General features: G+C 55.7%; 15 protein-coding genes and 1 pseudogene. 5 read left to right on the top strand and 11 right to left on the bottom strand.

Features of this window, described 5'->3' with window-relative positions:
- The first annotated feature begins 40 nt into the window (after positions 1–40).
- Entirely contained in the window at positions 41–1,333 is a 1,293-nt protein-coding gene (locus tag D3Z90_RS04310) for an AAA family ATPase (protein WP_136474563.1), read from the top strand.
- Positions 1,333–1,818 (top strand): hypothetical protein, encoded by a 486-nt coding sequence (locus tag D3Z90_RS04305; protein WP_136474562.1) that lies wholly within the window; start codon positions 1,333–1,335, stop codon positions 1,816–1,818. Before D3Z90_RS04310 ends, D3Z90_RS04305 begins: the two co-directional genes overlap by 1 nt.
- 236 nt (positions 1,819–2,054) lie before the next feature.
- On the opposite strand, the gene D3Z90_RS04300 is transcribed toward D3Z90_RS04305, so the two are convergent.
- The gene (locus D3Z90_RS04300) at positions 2,055–2,669 is read right to left on the bottom strand and encodes a GNAT family N-acetyltransferase (protein WP_136474561.1); all 615 of its coding nucleotides are present in this window, start codon (positions 2,667–2,669) and stop codon (positions 2,055–2,057) included.
- A gap of 215 nt (positions 2,670–2,884) precedes the next feature.
- Here D3Z90_RS04300 and D3Z90_RS04290 point away from each other — a divergent pair.
- A protein-coding gene (locus D3Z90_RS04290) for an IS3 family transposase (RefSeq protein WP_136474559.1) occupies positions 2,885–4,046 on the top strand; the annotation gives its coding sequence in 2 pieces (ribosomal slippage) (positions 2,885–3,144 and positions 3,143–4,046; 1,164 coding nt in all).
- Positions 4,047–4,166: 120 nt separating this feature from the next.
- Here D3Z90_RS04290 and D3Z90_RS04285 read toward each other — a convergent pair.
- The 6 genes and pseudogenes from D3Z90_RS04285 to D3Z90_RS04265 form a co-directional block, all read right to left on the bottom strand.
- Positions 4,167–5,455, bottom strand: a pseudogene (locus tag D3Z90_RS04285) (tyrosine-type recombinase/integrase).
- 406 nt (positions 5,456–5,861) lie between these two features.
- Positions 5,862–8,093, bottom strand: a complete 2,232-nt coding sequence (locus D3Z90_RS04280) for a hypothetical protein (protein ID WP_136474558.1) — start codon at positions 8,091–8,093, stop codon at positions 5,862–5,864.
- A 124-nt stretch (positions 8,094–8,217) separates the two neighbouring features.
- Positions 8,218–8,358 (bottom strand): hypothetical protein, encoded by a 141-nt coding sequence (locus D3Z90_RS26740; protein WP_168198434.1) that lies wholly within the window; start codon positions 8,356–8,358, stop codon positions 8,218–8,220.
- An 87-nt stretch (positions 8,359–8,445) separates the two neighbouring features.
- Positions 8,446–8,961, bottom strand: a complete 516-nt coding sequence (locus tag D3Z90_RS04275) for a KilA-N domain-containing protein (protein WP_136474557.1) — start codon at positions 8,959–8,961, stop codon at positions 8,446–8,448.
- A gap of 67 nt (positions 8,962–9,028) precedes the next feature.
- The gene (locus D3Z90_RS04270) at positions 9,029–9,958 is read right to left on the bottom strand and encodes a phage antirepressor N-terminal domain-containing protein (RefSeq protein WP_256658325.1); all 930 of its coding nucleotides are present in this window, start codon (positions 9,956–9,958) and stop codon (positions 9,029–9,031) included.
- A gap of 42 nt (positions 9,959–10,000) precedes the next feature.
- On the bottom strand, positions 10,001–10,171 hold the full coding sequence (locus D3Z90_RS04265) for an Arc family DNA-binding protein (protein WP_136474556.1): 171 nt from the start codon (positions 10,169–10,171) through the stop codon (positions 10,001–10,003).
- Positions 10,172–10,293: 122 nt separating this feature from the next.
- Here D3Z90_RS04265 and D3Z90_RS04260 point away from each other — a divergent pair, with 122 nt between their 5' ends.
- Positions 10,294–10,563, top strand: a complete 270-nt coding sequence (locus D3Z90_RS04260) for an Arc family DNA-binding protein (protein WP_136474555.1) — start codon at positions 10,294–10,296, stop codon at positions 10,561–10,563.
- 49 nt (positions 10,564–10,612) lie between these two features.
- Here D3Z90_RS04260 and D3Z90_RS04255 read toward each other — a convergent pair whose 3' ends face one another.
- From D3Z90_RS04255 to D3Z90_RS04245, 3 genes are read right to left on the bottom strand one after another with little or no spacing between them, the layout of a single operon-like run.
- The gene (locus tag D3Z90_RS04255) at positions 10,613–10,891 is read right to left on the bottom strand and encodes a hypothetical protein (protein WP_136474554.1); all 279 of its coding nucleotides are present in this window, start codon (positions 10,889–10,891) and stop codon (positions 10,613–10,615) included.
- 27 nt (positions 10,892–10,918) lie between these two features.
- Positions 10,919–13,489, bottom strand: a complete 2,571-nt coding sequence (locus D3Z90_RS04250) for a hypothetical protein (protein WP_136474553.1) — start codon at positions 13,487–13,489, stop codon at positions 10,919–10,921.
- The gene (locus D3Z90_RS04245; protein ID WP_256658324.1) at positions 13,489–14,541 is read right to left on the bottom strand and encodes a hypothetical protein; all 1,053 of its coding nucleotides are present in this window, start codon (positions 14,539–14,541) and stop codon (positions 13,489–13,491) included. Before D3Z90_RS04245 ends, D3Z90_RS04250 begins: the two co-directional genes overlap by 1 nt.
- Before the next feature lie 15 nt (positions 14,542–14,556).
- Here D3Z90_RS04245 and D3Z90_RS26915 point away from each other — a divergent pair, with 15 nt between their 5' ends.
- Positions 14,557–14,994, top strand: coding sequence for a hypothetical protein (locus D3Z90_RS26915; RefSeq protein ID WP_218571418.1), 438 nt, complete (start codon positions 14,557–14,559; stop codon positions 14,992–14,994).
- Between the two features lie 251 nt (positions 14,995–15,245).
- On the opposite strand, the gene D3Z90_RS04240 is transcribed toward D3Z90_RS26915, so the two are convergent.
- The gene (locus D3Z90_RS04240; protein ID WP_136474552.1) at positions 15,246–17,351 is read right to left on the bottom strand and encodes a hypothetical protein; all 2,106 of its coding nucleotides are present in this window, start codon (positions 17,349–17,351) and stop codon (positions 15,246–15,248) included.

Genomic DNA, 17,351 nt, shown 5'->3' with positions numbered 1-17,351 from the left:
GCAAGACTGCCGTCAAGAATAAGCCTTTGAAGGAGCAAGCATGCTGAAAAATATTATCATCAAGGGATTTAAAAGTTATCGAGACCAGCGTTTACCTCTATCGTCCTTGACTCTAATGATAGGTGCTAATGCTTCTGGGAAAAGTAATGCTTTAGAGGCCTTCCGTTTTCTATGCTGGCTTGGCCAAGGACAGAAGTTATCGGTGTTACGCCACCGAGTAGACGATTCAGAGCAAATACTCCGTGGCCAGATTAAGGACCTTCCGTACCTCCAGGGCCAGTCATTCACACTGGGTTGTGAAACCGATGATTCGGAGTGGAATAGCTTCAATATCGAAATATCCCTGCGTGAAGATGAGTTGCATATTGTTCAAGAGAGTATTAGCTCGCCCACCCAAAGATTCCCGCTTTACCGTATCGAGCAGTCCTCTATTGGTCTGAGTACTGACGTGCGGGTTGCGTATAATAATTTCTCCACAGGCGGCAAGAAGCCACAAATCACATGCACTGACCAGATAGCCATTCTAAATCAACTCGCCAGTTCAGCATTGTTCGATTCGGGCCATAAGAAAGCACAGAAGGTGATCCCGCAAACGACTGAACACTTCCAGAGCCTACTAGCTAACACTTTGTTTCTTGATCCTGTGCCAGCCTTGATGCGCGGCGATAGTTATCCGGACAAGAAGCTCCGAGGTGACTGCTCTAATTTGTCCGGTGTGCTCTTTACGCTTTGGCAGGACGAAGGGGCCCGCCCAGCCATAATCGAATTCATCAAGAGTCTTCCTGAGCAAGACGTAAAAGATGTCAATTTTTTCGAGGATCGCCGCGGACGGGTCTCCTTGGAGCTGGTTGAAAACTTCGGTTCGGTCGAGCGTAATTGGTCAGTTGAGTTGCTCTCTGATGGTACTCTTCGGGTGCTGGCTATCGCCGCTGCCTTACTGTCTATTCCTGCGGAATCAACACTAGTTATTGAGGAAGTCGACAACGGCGTCCATCCATCGCGAGCACGCCAACTTATGAAAACCATGCGTGAGCAAGCTGAGCTACGTGGTGTGCGTCTGCTGCTCAGCACTCACAATCCCGCTTTGATGGATGCACTCCCAGACACTGCATTGGGCGATGTAGTATTTTGCTACCGTGACCCCCAGGATGGCGACAGCCGCTTGGTACGCCTCGCAGATCTGCAAGACTATGCCGGTTTAGTTTCCCAAGGGCCATTGGGGGAGTTAGTAACCAACGGCATTGTGGATCGCTTCGTGAAATCACCTATCACGGTTAAACAGAAGCGACAAAATGCATTAGATTGGCTCCGGAAAATGCAGGGTGAGTCCTAATGAGCTCAATCTGTTTAATCGACACTAGTGTATTTGTAAATATGCTGAACGTGCCTGGTCTAAATCAGGATGCCGAGCGGGTGGTAGCAGATTTCTTAGAGTATGCCGACAACAACTGCACATTTATTTTACCAATGGCCACGATCCTAGAGACCGGAAACCATATCGCTCAAAATGGCGATGGAAGACTCCGTAGACAAACAGCGCAACGCTTCTGTGACGCAGTGCGCGCCGCTTTTTCCGATGAGCCTCCCTATAGGCTTAGTGAGTTTCCCAGTACTAGAGAGGTTTTGGACTGGCTGGCGGAGTTCCCCAATAAAGCAGGTCAAAATAAGTCTGCCACCCGAACCGGTGAGGGTACTAGTTTTGGTGATCTCAGCATAATCAAAGAATACGAAAAGTGCGTAGCGCGCTTTCCTATGAGCGAGCTATTCATCTGGTCTCTAGATAGCGACCTAGCAACCTACCATCATCGACCGGGATAACAGATTCGCCAGTGAGATATCCTCGCTAGTAGCCGGCTTTTGGGAGGGAACCGAGGCCTAGCTCCCACATTGTAGTCAGCCCGCCAAATGTGCGGCCTAATCCCGTAGGACAGTAGTGAGCGGGTCCGCTCTTTAAAGCCCCAGCAGCCCCGCCCCCCCGACAAAGCATTACCTCCGCTTTGTGCGGCCTCTTAGAAGCTGGTCAGCACGAGGCTCGCCGAGGTGATGCGTCGGGCTCATTCACCAGTACTCTGATACCGGATCGCAAGCAATGCGCCTACATCTTCGTCATTGAGCAGGAACATCGGCTCGCGGCCGGTGGTATCGACAGTCGACATAATTGCAAGCCCCTCGTACAGTCCGGAAGATAGGGTGAAAACCGGCTGGCTCTGAGGTACGGAGAAATCGCCTTTATATTTGAGCCCAGCTTTCGTGTAGAACGAGCAAAGCTCCGGCGAGCAGATCAGACAAACTTCAGGGAACCCCTCAAGTACAGCGGACAGGATTTGCCGGCCGATACCCCTTCCCCGATATGGTTCGTACACGAAAATTTTATGGCAGTAAGCAGCCATTACCTTTGTCGGAAGAATGAAGACCAGTGCGTAGCCGTACAAAGTTCCATTGATGTGGCTCACAATTACCTTCAGGTGACCAGCGTGGAAACACTCCTCGAAAATCCCAACGACGTGCTTTATTGCGCGTTGGGTGTCATTCTGCGTAAAGTCCATGAACTCAAGAGCTAGATTCGGCTGAGCCGCCAAATCAGAGAGAATACCTTTAGCTTCGTTATCCAAGATTTGAGGCAAAAAGGTTGCAATCACATCTTCAGTGGGTTCGGTAAATTGGGTCATGCTGAAAGCTCGCTTCGTGCGGGCGTCAAGCCTGCAGGTGAGAGGAACGCCGGAGCCCACCTTGGCCCCAACTCAAAGCCCAGAGATTACTTCAATCCGCTCGACAGGTCAGCAGTATCCAAGCGATGAATGCGCCTTGTCGCTCCAGCATTGTAGTGGTCTAATGAAACCGGACACCCATTTAGGCGAGAATGCTCGCCAGATCGAGGTGTCAGATGACCAAACAACGCCGCTCCTTTACTCCTGAATTCAAGCGCGAGGCTGCCGACCTTGTGCTCAAACAAAACTACAGCTACATCGAAGCCAGCCGTTCACTCGGCATTGGTGAATCGGCATTGCGCCGCTGGGTTGACCAGATTCAGAAAGAACATAAAGACGTCACCCCGCAGAGCAAGGCACTGACTCCGGAACAGCAAAAAATTCAGGAGCTGAAAGCCCGGATTGCTCGGCTTGAGCGAGCGAAATCAATACTAAAAAGGCTACCACGCTCTTGATGTCGGAAGATCACGAGCGTTCGCGCTGATTGACCAGTTGAGCGCCCATGAGCCGGTTGATTGGCTGTGCAAGGTGTTTGACGTCACTCGCTCGTGTTACTACGCCCAGCGCCTGCGGCGCCGCACGCCCGATGTTGAACGGCTTCGATTGCGTAGTCGCGTCAGTGAGCTGTTCTCGCAAAGTCGTAGCTCTGCGGGCAGTCGCAGCATCCTGTCGCTGATGCGTGAAGACGGTGAGCAACTCGGTCGATCCAAAGTGCGTAGCTTGATGCGCGAGCTTGATTTAGTCAGCAAACAACCCGGCTCCCATGCCTACAAACGAGCAACAGTAGAAAGACTGAATATCCCGAACACATTGAACCGCGAGTTCGACGTGCCAGCGCCCAATCAAGTCTGGGGTGGCGATATCACCTACATTTGGGCGCAAGGAAAGTGGCATTACCTGGCTGTCGTCCTGGATTTTTGTACGCGTCGGATCGTTGGCTGGGCGCTGTCGGAAAAGCCAGACGCTGAGCTGGTGATCAAAGCGCTGGATATGGCTTACGAGCAGCGTGGCAGGCCTTCGGATCTGCTATTCCACTCAGACCAGGGATCGCAATATGCAAGCCGACTCTTTCGCCAGCGGTTGTGGCGATACCGCATGCGCCAGAGCATGAGTCGACGAGGAAACTGCTGGGACAACGCACCGATGGAGCGCGTATTTCGCAGCTTGAAAACAGAATGGATACCGACCATGGGCTATCGAACTGCGCAGGAAGCACAGCGCGATATCAGCCATTTTTTGATGCATCGCTACAACTGGATTCGGCCTCACCAATTCAACGATGGGTTGGCGCCAGCGCGGGCCGAGGAAAAACTTAACGTCGTGTCCGGGATTAGTTGACCACTACAATCCTCATACAGCGTTGCCGAAATGTCCTTGAACGACATTCCCCTTTTCCAGTTTGTCCAGAAAGTCGGCGCACCACTGCATCATGATCGTCCGCTACCATGCCAGTCTGTTTCATGACTGAGGTAACCGCCCATGGGCAAAAACGTAGGGGGTGATTGCATCCTTGCGATTGGCATCCAAGTAATCAGCCCACCACTGCACCATAAGCCTCCGCTCTTGTATGTGTTCAGCTTTGTGGATGTAGGCGGCACGCACCGTATTTCTCTCCTGATGGCTCATTTGCCGCTCAACAGCGTCCTTGCTCCATAGTCCAGACTCAACCAGTGCGGAGCAGGCCATAGTCCGAAAACCATGACCGCATACCTCTGCTTTGGTGTCATATCCCATACGCCGCAGAGCTTTACTCTCGGTGTTCTCGCTCATGGGTTTCCAGTGATTATGGTCGCCCGCAAATACCAGATCGAAGCGACCAGTAAGGTTACGAACGCTCTCCAACACCTCAACGGACTGCCGACTGAGCGGCACCAGGTGTGGGGTGCTCATCTTGGAACCTCGGTGGGAGTTCTTCACACCCTCAATAGCCGCTCGTTCGCCAGGAATCTCCCACATTAATCTGCTCATATCGATCTCTCCCCAGCGCGCGAAGCGGAGCTCACTGGAGCGGATAAATACCAACAAAGTCAGCTGCACCGCGAGCTTGGTCAATCCGCGTCCGCTGTCGGTGTCAATGCGCTGGAGGAGTTCAGGTAAGCGATCAAATGGCAGGGCCGGTCAATGTGCTGTTTTCCGAGTAGCCGTTGCACCTTGCAGATCGATTGCGGGGTTGAAATCCAAATGGCCATGCTGAACCGCCATGCGGAGGATGCCGGTCATGTACTGGCGTAGGCGTGCAGCCGTATCCAAAGTGTCCCGCTTTTCCGCCGCTTTGAGCGGTACAAGCAAATCACGGGTTTTCAGCTCCGCGACAGGACGATCGCCAAGGGTGGGCAGCAGGTGAGATTCAATCCGTCGCCAAACGGTGGAGGCATGACCAGGTGTCCACTTACGAGCGCAAGCTGCGTGCCATTCCTGTGCAAGCAAACGGAAGGTATTTGCCCGGGCGTTTGCCGCCTCCTGTTTGTCAGAACGCGCCTGTTCGATGGGGTCTTTCCCAACAGCGAGAAGCTCAAGCGCCTGAGCACTTCGCTCCCTGGCCGCTTTCAAGCCGAGCGCCGGATAATTGCCAAATGTGGCTAAACTATCACGACCATCAGGTTTGTGTACTTCAACCGCCAAGTCTTGACCCCTGATGGCTTGACCAGGAGATAGAGGCCCTTGCCATCGAATAGCTTGTAGTCCTTATCGCGTGGCTTGGCCGCGTCGCATTTGGGGTCCGCCAGGGGCAAAACCGTGCGCGCCATAGGGATACGTTTCCTTGTCGAACCGAGATATCCCTAAACATATCCCTAACTCGCGTAGATGCACAGAGACAAAACGAGACAAGCAGAAACAACAAAGCCCGCACTAGGCGGGCTTTGTTGGGTGTTTCGTAGACAGTCATAGACTTCTGGAAACTGGTCTCTGGTGCCGGAGACAGGCACCATATCTGGACTACATATCTCCGTATTCACTGGGCTCTAGCAAGGCACTCACAGACAATGTACTGATTGCTGTACTGATTGCGCTTCGCTGAGCCCCTTCAATTCGACTCCCAGTGTCGACATCGTACCGATGACCATTTGGGACATCCAGTGTCCCAAGATTGTCCCTGCCTCACTACCCATCATGGCTGCGTCAACATCCTTGGCCAGGCAAACCTTTAACAGATCAATAGTAAAGAGGGAACTCGTTGTTTTGATTCAGCGGGATGGTAATAACACCGAGTAGCGCCGTAGGAAGGCCTTGCAACCTTCCAGGGTCGTTGAACACTCGTAATTCCCCAGTTGCGTTAATTGCAATAAGTGCGGCCTTACCGTCTGATTGCGGGTTCAGTATGTAGTTACCTGTTTCAGATATCGAAGAAAACCCAAGTGGTACGGTACCAATCAACGTTCCAGAGACTGGGCAGGTGCAGTTGAAGCGAATCTGCAGAGTGCTATTCACGATTCTCCATGCCGTGATAGCCCGAACATCCGAGACGCTGTTTGTCACGCCGCCCACAAGGCTCAGGCCGGTCCATTCGTTATTCATCCGGTTCACTAACCCTTTGCTCCTGATCGAGCACCCCATAAGCGTTGCCAAGGTTTCCGCAATCATGCGATGTCCCTGAACGGTTGGGTGGGTACCGTCTGAGGTAATGTTGCGGGTGTTAAGTTCAGCCGCCGTCAGTGGTACGCCGTTTGGGGAGATTAGATTCCCCATTGGCACCAGTAGCGAACCTGGAACTGCTGCTGCAACGCGCCGGAACTGAGCCCGCAACCAGTGGGAGTTTGGTTGCCACATCAGCAGGTCAAGGATAATCAGCCTGCACTTGTATTGGTTGGCGTATTGGATCAGCCAGTCCATGCGCTGAATGACAGCGGTCTGATCAGCCCCAACAGAGAGCTGGTCGTTAGCTCCAAGTGCGAAGATCAATGCACCAGCGCCGTTGCACATTTTATCGATTACAGATTCGGCAACGTATTGGGCTTTTCGTCCGTCGCGGGAAAAGTTGTTGAGTGCGAATTGGGTGGTGTCATGGGTGTACTCCAGGCCACAGATGGCGACGGTGCCAGAGACCACGGTGATATCAATCCTGGAGCTGCCATTGGTCCAGTCGGAGATAGTCAGCGCGATTGTACGGTCAAACCCAGTTCCGGCGCCGGTAGTTGTCACGGTGGTAAGTAGCGTGCCGTCGCCGAGCTTTACGGTAAAGCTGCCTGTTTGAGTGCCATCGAACCACACACGCACCTGGCGGAATTCACTCTGAAGTCCGAATCGGACAATATCGCCAGCCTGAGACGACAGAAGTGCCCAGCCGTTAGGAAGGTGGCCTGCTGCTGCGTTTTGCAGGGCGCCCCAAAACTGACCTGGAACGAATGGCACCTGCGTTACCGTATGAATTTCTCGGCCTGTTCCGTTGGTGTCGTAGGAGGAAACAAAGCCGTAGTTGTTGCCACCATGCTCGATGTTGAGCATTCGCTGAAGAATGCGAACGAGCGCATTACGGCGGATATCGCCAACGGTATTGCCAGCCCCAGCGCCAAAGCCAATAGAGTCGCCAACGAAGTTTACAGTACGTGCGCCAGTGGCAGAGCTAGCCGAAAGCCAACTGTTGTAAGTATTCCGCAATTCCTGCATTGAGCGGTCGTATGCGCGCAGACCGGCGCCAGTTACAGCGGCATCGGTGTCAATGCCTCCCTGGGTGCTGGACGGATCAAGTGTCTTGAGGCGTCCTAGCTGGGTAGGGCTTGCTGGCAAAAGCAGCTCATCAATAGCCGCGCCGACCGTAGTCGAATCATGGCCGATACCATCCGATCCATTCGCGCCAGACAGGTCTTGAACAACATGCGAGGAGCCATCGGGATATTTATAGAAAATATTGAGAGCATTGTTTATCGGTCCGGTGATTGCACCGATCAGACCACCAACGAAAACGCTGGTCCACTTCTTGGTCGCAGCGTCCTGGCCTTGCACAGGGTCAGCAACATTCGCAATGCGGCGGTTCTCAGCATCGTAATAATCCTTACCAATTGGCCTCAGCAGAGCCCGACGCAAGATCGCAAAGCCCTGCTGTATCAGCATTGTGAGACGGTCAAAAACCGTTTCGTGCGTTTCAGCAAGGAACTTGCCCTGGTTGCGCAAATCGGTTGGCTGAACCGGGTCCATGATCCGAGAAATAGTGAGCGACGCACCAGATACGCCCAAGAATCCAGCGGCGTAGGAAGAGGTTAGCGTTCCACCGTTTTGCGACCCCGCACCGGACAGGGTGTATTGGGCTCCGGTCAAGGTTTCCGAGGTGCCGTCCTGCTTGACCAGGACAGCGTCAATGTCAGAGTTCTGCAGGAACCGGTACGGGATTGGGAATGTTGGGCCGCCGGATACGTATTCGATAACGCTATCAGTGGTCGAGACGGTCAATTTATATGCTCCAGAAATGCGAAAGCCCCGCACTTGGCGGGGCTCTCTGGTTTGCTGATGGGTTCTGCGATGGCATTAAAAAAGTCCGCTCAAGGCGGACTTCATGAATGCGGTGGCCGCTCGGCTAAAGCGCTGACAGCAAATTCGCCGCGCCTGTAAGGATCAGGAACACCGCGGCGCCGACTGCCAGAACAATGCCGGCGATGTTCGCCCCACCGGGCGTCATCTTTCCTGTCACGGCAAGCCTCTCTTTGGTAGTCTTCAACTACGTTCTCCCTATGCCACTCATGGGGTAGAAACAAAAACCCCCGGCACGTTGCGAGCGTCCGGGGGTTTTGATTTTTGGCTGGGATCAGGCCAAGCCGAGGACCAATTGCAGCCGGCCAATGGATTCATCCACGTTGTGTTGCAGGGCCGGCTTCCTGGCTTTCCAGTCGGCCAGCCCCTTGCCGTGCAGGCTGGCCAGTTGCAGGCCCTCGTCGAGCATCTTGCAGGCCTGCTCGAACTGCTGCTTCTCGGTCAGCTCACCGCGCAGCAAGGCGTCGATGTGCAGGTCGCACCAGACGGAGAAGTCCACATCGAGCCAGCGAGCGAATGCAACAGCCAACTTGGGATGCAGCCAAGTACCCTGATCGCGACCACCGCGCCGCGAGATAACCATCTTGTCGTTACCAGATTTTCCGGTATCACCAAAAAGATGACGATTCAGCGCTTTGACGTATTCCACTGTCGATGGGAGTGACAGCCAGTCGTTTGGTCGCTTTCCGAACTTCTTCGCCACATCCGTGGCATTGATCCAGCCTTCGCTGTTGAACCGCACCGCTTCGCCTTGGTACCGAAACGGAATCACGTTGTTGGTCTTGGTCATGACGTTTCCTCAAGAATGAAAAAGCCCGCTCGGGGGCGGGCTTCGGTGGGATTGGCGGCTATCAGGTTCAGTAGTTGGGGGCGCCAGGCTGATGCCGGTTAAGGCCAAGTCTGCGCTCGGCGGCCTCGTACTCGGGCTTCAAGGCAGAAAGTTCACGAACACCCAAAGCACCATCTCGGAAGTGGTCGTGCATTTCGACACCAATACGGCTGCCAAGGCCTCTCAAGCAGGTATACATGTCGTAGCGCTTGAAGATTCCGCGCAGCTGTTCAAAGTGATGGATCACAAAGAACGCGGCGTAGAGCTGGTGGTCGGTCAGCACCGTGCCGACGACTTTCTCTGGTTTGGCCAGCCACTCACCCTCCAGGGTGTAAGCGGCAATGAAGTTCCGGGCCGAGTCCAGCTGGTCGGCTGGAATGTCTTCTGCAGACCGCACACCGAATGCCGCGTGCACTTGTGACCAGATTTTTGCTATGGCCCGGCGCTGTACTGCTGCTGGTAGCGAGGAAACCTTACCCTTGACCAGCGCGCCCAGCATGTGAAAGCCATCGGTGCCGATGGTCTGGCTGATGATGGTCATGGCCTGGCCCGGACCACGATGATTTACCGCGTGGCCATCGTTCCAGTAAGCCCACAGGGCATCGTCACATTCGTTCTGGTAGGCGATCACGCCGTCGCGAATTTCGGGCCGAACCTTGCTGGCATGGATCGACATCAGCCAGCCGGCGAGCTTGCGCAGAGGAAGGCAGGCCATTTCGTACTGCTTACCGTCGGAACCAGTTGTCACCATAATGGTGATAACTGATGCAAAGCGGCCCTCCATCAGCTTGCGGTGCTGGGTCTGCCAAGCGAGGCCCATGCCCTCCACCACCGGCTTCATGGGCACGAATGGCTGCCCTTCATGCTCAATGAGCAGAAGCTTTGCCGAATGGAACGGGATGACCTGGGCTGTTGCCGTGCTATTATTCGTCACGTGAATTTCCTCCAAAGTGTTCACACTCGAAGCCCTGGTCGTTGCCGCGACCGGGGCTTCTTCGTTTCAGGAACTTGCCTGGATCTTTCCCTGCTCGCTCTCCATCGCCTCCTTCAAGACTTTGCAGATCAGCCAGTTCAGGCTGCGCTCTTCCTTTTCCGCCTTCCCGTCTAGGTATTCCTTTACCTCTGCAGGCATGCGCAGTGGGAACGGGGTGATTTTGTGTCGGCTGCTCATGGTGACTACCTCCTTGGCTTTGTGGACTCATATTAACTCAAGCCAATAGTGAGTCAAGTTAACTCATTGAGTCAATCTCACTCGTTGCGTACCCTGCGCTCAATACCACTCACGGGGTCACCATGAACGATCGGCACACCATCTCCCCTTACCCCATCCGCATGCCCGCAGAGCTTCGCGCCAGCCTTGAGCAAAGCGCCAGGGACGGATCAAGATCGCTGCATGCCGAGATCATCGCGCGCCTGGAAGAAAGCTTCCGCCCGTCTAGCGGCAAGGAGCTAACCGTGGGGGATGCCATCAATTTCCTGATGGCTTGCAGCCAGGAAACTGGGCTCCCCATTCAGGTGACCATTGGGGAAGTAGAGAAGGACGGCGAAGGCGACGATGACTGAGGCGGCTAGCGGCGACCCTCTTTAAGAGGGCCGCCCGCCTCCAGGACTGCTACTGGCTACCTGCTGCACGCATTGCGCGGATTGCCTTTCTAAGGCCATACCCCAACATCGCCAGCGCTGCGCCAGCGGCGATACGGCCCACGAATGCAGAAATTCCCATAGAGGGAATAGAGAAAATCAGTATCAACAACAGGTAAGCGACAGCTCCAAATGCTGCAGCCAAAAGCGTGGATCTGGAGAAGAACCCGCCCCCGCCGCACAGGAGTATCGCAATCGGATCAAGCATCGAAGCCAGGAACACCGCAAAAAATACGACGATGGGAACCATAAAAACTCCTTGTCTTTTTGCCGAAGATTAACGACTCCACCCCAGCGGGTCCATGTAGCTCTGCGATGGTTTGATCAGAAACTCTTGGTCGTTCTCCGTCCTGATTCTCTCCTCAGTCCTCCGTAGCGACCCGGGGTTAAGGGCTTCTTGCGCGGAAAACAGCAATAGATGGTCCAGCGCGATGCGGGTGTAGAACAGATTCAAGAAAGGTGTATTGCTGAGCGCCGTGCGCAGGGTAGAGGCTGCAGCGTCGTCTCCCGATCTCACTCTGTTCCACAACTCCACCGCGTCAGATACCAACCCCAGCGTTGGCCCGGCGGCTGTATCAAGGAATGTATTGCCGAACCTGTTGGTTTCACCGAACAGGAAATCACCAAAAATGCCAAAGCCACCGCCCTGGACCATCGCTGCCGCCCAAGTCCTGTAATCGTTGGGGTCACGCGGCTCACGCCCTTTCGCAACATCTTTGGATGCCATGGACAGATAGCCAAACGCTGTTGTCCACAGAACCAGTTGGGCCATCGCCAAACGCTCACCGTTGCCATTTCGCAATGCTGCCCATAGGTCGCGACCACCACGGTGGTTTTTACCCAGGGAAGTTGGCGTATATCCACGTCCGTAGAGCTCGCGCCCCAAGGTCTTCTGCATGTATGCAAAGGGGAAGCTCTTGAACTGTCCAACGAAGCGAGCCAGATCCCCAACAACAGTGCCTGGCTGGGTGCCCTGGTTCATGATCGAGCGGGTGCGCGCATCCGGTTCCAGCACGGCATAGGTCACCCGATCATTAACGTAGGCGCGCAAGCTACGCTCCAGGTCCTGGCGGGTTTCGCGGATCGCGCCGGCGGATACCGGGCGATTGCGTTCGGCCAGGTACTGGCCGATGCGCTCGTCGCTGATCGCTGCAATGCCGTCCGGCGTCATGTAATCACGACCGTCGGCCATGCGCATGTCCATTTCGCGCAGCAGATCCCACTTGCCCGCATCCAGGTCATATAGGCTCAGCGCGCGTTTGAAATCGGCGTTCAGCGAGCCCCAAGCCTTGCCTTTGTTTTGGGCCAGGTTGTGGGCCATCATCAGGCCGGCGCTGGCTTTGTTGGCATCGGTCCACCAGGACAGGCCGTTGAGTTTGAAAAACAGGTTCATGCCGCGAGACATTGTGCCGCCCATGGAGTCGTCGGCGGAGAAGCGGCGCATGATCTCCCCGCGCATCGAGTCAGCGTAAACGCCATAGGCAGACAGGATCTGGCGCTGCTCGGCGCTTCCCCTGCCCTTTAGCAGCCCGGCGCTCATCTCTGCCAGGCTGCCCAGGAAGTTCTGGCCTTGGTATCGCATTTCGCTGGCAGCCACCGGCAGATCTGTGAAGCTGGAAAGGAGCGCGCCCCCGAGCTTGGACAGCGACTGCCAAGCACGGACGTTGGCGGCGATTCGTGCCTGAGTGGCGTTGCCGGGAATGCGGGTCTGCCCGCTGATCTCTTTGAATCGATTTGCAACCATACCGCGAGCGGCAGTATTGAAGTTTTTGAGGGCCTGGTTATCACCTTTCTTGCGGACATCGGAGCGCAAAATATCAACAACCTTGTTCAGGTTGGCCTCTGGATTGGTACCCAGGCGTCGCATCAAGGCGGTGTTCTGCCCTGACATATCAAGCCCATTCAAGACGGATTCGCGCAGATTGCCCATCCCGAACTCCTTGTTGTAGCGAAACCAGGCCCTGCCATCCTTGAAGTGAAGGACACGTTCTTGGCTGATTTTCTTGGCAAGATTCGCAGGCCCACGAAAACCTTTGTCCGCCTTGAAATCCCGGGCCTTCAGGTGGTCGCCAGACTCCAAACCGTTGAATATGCCCTCCATGAATTCGTCAATGTCTCTGACTCCATCGAATGTCACGGGGTCAAGCTCGTCCATGATTCTGCCTTTCCATTGCTCGAAGCCCGCTCGACCAATCCGCTCGCCATCATGGCTTTGTCGCGTGACGTACCCTGGAATCTTGCCGATGCTAGCTCCGGCCCGGTTGGCATCGATCCTGGCTCCCTCTTGATACTTCTGGATGATTTGAGCGATCTCCACCACTTGCGGGTTCAGATCCTTGGTGTCCTGGCCCTTTCCAATCCGCCACAACGCATCCGCGACATCCCCGTCAGCATCCCCTTTCGCAAACAGAGCTGTCAGGTCAGATCGTTCAAGGTCTGCAAGAAGGCCTCCGACGTAGGCATTGCTCAAGGCCTTCTGCTCTGCAGCGACCGAAAGGCGTGAGCCCTGGCGCGCAAGGTTTGTCCCTACCAGTAACGATTCGACACCGAGATCTGGTCTGTCAGCAAAGTTATCCCTGACAAATGCCACTGCACGCGACCTTGCGCGGAAGTTCAGAAAGGCGTTTCTGCGCTCAATAATGGCTGCATGATGAGCTTGTCTGGCCAGTTCATCAGAGGCTCGCAACGTGGCCTGCTCAAGGCTCAACGCCCCTTCGCGAGCCATGATTTCCTTCGCCCGACCGCGCAACAGCTGGAAGATTTCTTGAATCTCTTGTGACTCCATATCACCGGCGGCCGCACGGACCGCGTCAGCGCATGGGCTAATGTCCTTCGGTAGCGTTGCCATCAACCTCTCCCCAGTTCACAGATGGCCGCGGCTCGATAGGCCTTGGCGTATTGTTCAGCCTTAGCGATCTCGACATCAGCAGTAGCCATCTCTTCTTTCAAAATCGCTTCCGCCTGGCTGCGCTGCTCATCTGGAAGTTGGTCCAGCACTTCCCGGGAAAGCGCTTCATCCTCTGCCAGTGCTGCGCGTGCCTCTTCAAGATCATCGGTTTCTTTAAGCTGGCCATCAACGCGAGCGCTTTCGGCTTGCCCTGCCAGGTCAACGCGACGGCCTTGCGGACGTTTTATGTACTCAATCGCGCTTTGTGCTTTGGCTGGATCGTCGAGCTCGAACAGCTTGGCGACATCAATGTCGCGCCCGGTCATGGCTTGTGCCACAGCAGTGCGCAATGCGCTCTCCCGGACGGTCCAGTCAGCGTCCTCTGCAGTTTCCCGAGCGGCGCGCATGGCTGCACCCAGAGGGCGCTGCTGATAGCCCTGCTTGATCTGCCTGGCTCTGGCCTGAATCTGTGGCTGCAGGCGCTCCGGAACCTGTCCGCGCTCGATCAAACCCGAGTCCCGGCGGTCCAGCTCGCCAGCCCGGTTGCGCTCCAGCATGGTGTCGATCTCGCTGGTGCGGGCGCGAATCTGCTCGCGCTCTGTGGCTATGGCATCACGGGCAGCACGCTCAGCCTGCTTTCGGCTTAGGCGCTGGCCTTGGAAATCCTTGGCGCGGTCACGGTGGGTCGCATCAAGTGCCATGTCCTGGGCCACCAGCCCAACTCGCTCAGCCTTGAGGTCAGCCACATTGCCAATGCGCTCGCGAGTCAGCGAAGGGCGGATCTCGTCCAATGCCTGCTGTTCAGCTGCTCGATATAGGGTGGTCTGGTCAGATTCAAGTTGCCTGGAAAGGCCAGTGCGCAACGCAAGATCTGGGTCATCTTCGAACAAGCGCCCAAGATCGACAGCGCGCTGCGACTCCGCGCCAGGTGCTCGAACTGCGCCGGGCTCACGGACTGCGGTTTCAACCTCAGGTAATTCGGTAGCCAGGCGCCGCCGGATAGCGTCAGACACTGCGCCACCAACCGAATGCAGGCCACCACCAAGAAGCCCGCCGAAAGCGATATTTGCCAATGTATCGGAGAGGCCATATTCAGTCTGGTCCTGCTGAGCTGCCAACAATGGAAGAGGTTCAAGAATGGCTGCACCAACAGAACCTTCCAGCGCACCGACGCCACCACGCACAGATGCACGCCCAAGCGGCGAAGCAGCGCCGGCCAGCAGTCGGGCATAGCGAGCTTCACCAACTACTGGAACGAAGGCCGACGCAATGTTGAGCGGATCAAGAAGAGAGGCAGCAACTCCAGCAGCAAGCTTTACAGGGAGCGATCCGCCGCCCGCCCGAAGCATGATCTGCTGTCGAGCCAACTGCTCGCGGTGCCGATCAATCAGGATATCCAAGGCGCCCTGCCTGATCCCTTGCTTGGGCACAAGAATATCCAGTCCTGCACTTGCCACTTGATCTAGAGCTTGGTCAGCAGTAAGCAGCGGGGAGTCTGGCTCGAGGCGGCCGGCGTTTGGCGCCAGGTACGATTCCGGACCTGCAACAACGGCGCGGCCAAGCTGTTGCTGGTTCAGCTCTTCAAGACGATATGCAGCAACCGAAGCACTGTCATTTGCTCCACCTCTAAACGCAGCCCCGAAGACATCGCCAGTGTCAGCTGGAACATCCAGTAATGTGCGCCGGTCAAGCGCAGGGACATCGCCTGCATAGATAGTCATTCGCTAACCCCCAAACCTTTAGTTCGTTGGCGTGCACGGTGGCGCTGCTGCAACCCTGCATCGGTTAGCTCATTCCATGTACGGACAATCGGTAGGCCATCTTTACCCCGCACCTGGTAACCACCCTGCATAAGCATCAGCCCGGTTTCATCTCCGTTCGTCACCCATTGACCAGAACTTTTTACTTTATCGAGCCATTGCCGAAGGTTTTCCTCCTCCGATACACCCGGAATGCCGACCAGAACAGACAAATCATCACCAGTCATTCTGTCGATCGCGGACTCGGCACCGCGCTTGATCGCTGCCGTGTTGAGAGCTCTCGGCACGCGGTATGCTTCGAAGAACTCGTACTTGTCATCGACCATTCCTTTAACAACGCGCTCGGCGGCCTTGTCAGCAGTTTCACCCTGTCGGGCATACGAAAGAGCTGTTTTGTAGGCTGCCTGATACATCGTGTTGTACGTCCTCACTCCTTCTGATTGCCCTTGCAGAGAATTGGCTAGGTTCTCCATTTTCGAGTGAACGGCAGTGGCGACGCTGTCGGCGACGCCCTTATCCAATCCTTTTTTCAGATCTTCTTCGCTGAGCTGGGCCACCGAGGCCATACGTTCAGCTGTGTCCTTTGGCAGCTTGGTAGCAATGACTTGCGCTTCGGGCGGTAGCATGTTCCCGAGCTGCTTGACAATAAGAGGGAAGCTTTTTCCCCACTGCTCTTCCTGCTGCTCAATCATGGTTGCAGCGCTATCGCCGCCCGCGACCTGGTCGTTGAACTTCGCGGCAATCTGGGAGGCAGTTGCGGCCGGCAGAAGCTGTGGCGACTGCACGCCAAGGCGCCGTTGCTCAGCAACGGCAGCTTCGGCATATGCCTGGTAGTCCTTGGGATCTCCGGTCTGCTGGGCCTTCACGAACGCATCCCTGACGGGCTGGCTGTATTGAACGGCGTAGGCCGCGGGGTCACTCTGGCGTTGCTTCGCGATGGTGTCAGCCAGGCGGCTGACATGCTGCTGGATCTCCAGGTCTTCCTTGAAGCCAGGGCCGGCCACGCCGTCATGCGTCTTATCGAACTGCTGCAAGATCTGCGGCCATTGATCCACTGGGGCGCTGTGCAGCTCCTGGGCAACTGGGGCGATAGCCTGAACTTTCTGGAATGAACTGTACGCACTGCGGGCCTGATCCTCGTTATCAAAAGACCGCCGGAAGTCTGAGAACGTCGGCACATCTCCAGGTACAAAGCCGTTGAGGGCGGCGGCATTCGCATCCTGCACGCGCGATTGCAACTCGCCACGCGCAATGGCTTGAAGCTGTCGCTGCTCAATCAGCCTGGCCCTGGCCTCGGCTTCATCGCGGCGCCTGGATGTGTCAATCCATCCGCCAACCCTGGCCTGTGAATCCGCGTCCATGATTGGCTTGTATCGATCAAACAAGGCCTGGCCAGCCTGGGTGGACTTGGTCAGTGCGTTCTGCACTACATCCGTCATCATGCCGCTTAGGGCTTTCTGCTTGTTCGCACCAAGCAGTTCCGGCGACCAACCATTGCGTTGCCCCTGCAGGTCCAAGATGCCTTCGATCTTCATCTGCGCCTGGTCAATAGCGCCGGGGACTCCGTAGTTAAGCGCAGCGTCGTTCTGCGCTGTAATTACACCTCCAGCAGAAACCCCATCCTTGTAGACCTTGATTTCCTGAAGCTCATAAGGCGACAACTGGCCTTGGATCTGCGAGCCCTGGTTCGACATGATCCTGCTGGCAATCATCTTCTGCGCAGGGGTTTTGGCGTTCTCGATGACGCTTTTGGAATAGTCGCCCCAGTCAGCCATCACGCGCTCGGTGAGGCCAATAGCGTTCTCGCCCTTCTGGCTCATGGCGCCGCTTTCAGGGTTGTACAGCCGGTTGTTCTTCCACTCAGTTGCGCCTGAGTCAGTGCTTATGGCGAACGTCTGGTTCGCTTCTTCCACCTCACGCTGATGGATCTGTTCAAAATCATTGGCCAGGTTCGACAGGCCACGTGCAAGCCCGGATGCGTCTACCGATGCCTGGGCAACCCTTGGGGCTGCAGCTACTTCCGGTGCGACACGACGTTGAAGGGTGGGGATTCTGACTGCCAT

This window comes from Pseudomonas sp. DG56-2 (genome assembly GCF_004803755.1).
GTDB lineage: Bacteria > Pseudomonadota > Gammaproteobacteria > Pseudomonadales > Pseudomonadaceae > Aquipseudomonas > Aquipseudomonas auratipiscis.
This window is presented reverse-complemented; position numbering and strand designations above follow the sequence as displayed.

Coding starts and splice junctions, on each gene's coding strand:
- D3Z90_RS04310 (WP_136474563.1), top strand. CDS start 41: ATGCTGAAAAATATTATCATCAAGGGATTTAAAAGTTATCGAGACCAG.
- D3Z90_RS04305 (WP_136474562.1), top strand. CDS start 1,333: ATGAGCTCAATCTGTTTAATCGACACTAGTGTATTTGTAAATATGCTG.
- D3Z90_RS04300 (WP_136474561.1), bottom strand. CDS start 2,669: ATGACCCAATTTACCGAACCCACTGAAGATGTGATTGCAACCTTTTTG.
- D3Z90_RS04275 (WP_136474557.1), bottom strand. CDS start 8,961: ATGACCAAGACCAACAACGTGATTCCGTTTCGGTACCAAGGCGAAGCG.
- D3Z90_RS04265 (WP_136474556.1), bottom strand. CDS start 10,171: ATGAGCAGCCGACACAAAATCACCCCGTTCCCACTGCGCATGCCTGCA.
- D3Z90_RS04260 (WP_136474555.1), top strand. CDS start 10,294: ATGAACGATCGGCACACCATCTCCCCTTACCCCATCCGCATGCCCGCA.
- D3Z90_RS04255 (WP_136474554.1), bottom strand. CDS start 10,891: ATGGTTCCCATCGTCGTATTTTTTGCGGTGTTCCTGGCTTCGATGCTT.
- D3Z90_RS04250 (WP_136474553.1), bottom strand. CDS start 13,489: ATGGCAACGCTACCGAAGGACATTAGCCCATGCGCTGACGCGGTCCGT.
- D3Z90_RS26915 (WP_218571418.1), top strand. CDS start 14,557: ATGCAGGCCACCACCAAGAAGCCCGCCGAAAGCGATATTTGCCAATGT.
- D3Z90_RS04240 (WP_136474552.1), bottom strand. CDS start 17,351: ATGGCAGTCAGAATCCCCACCCTTCAACGTCGTGTCGCACCGGAAGTA.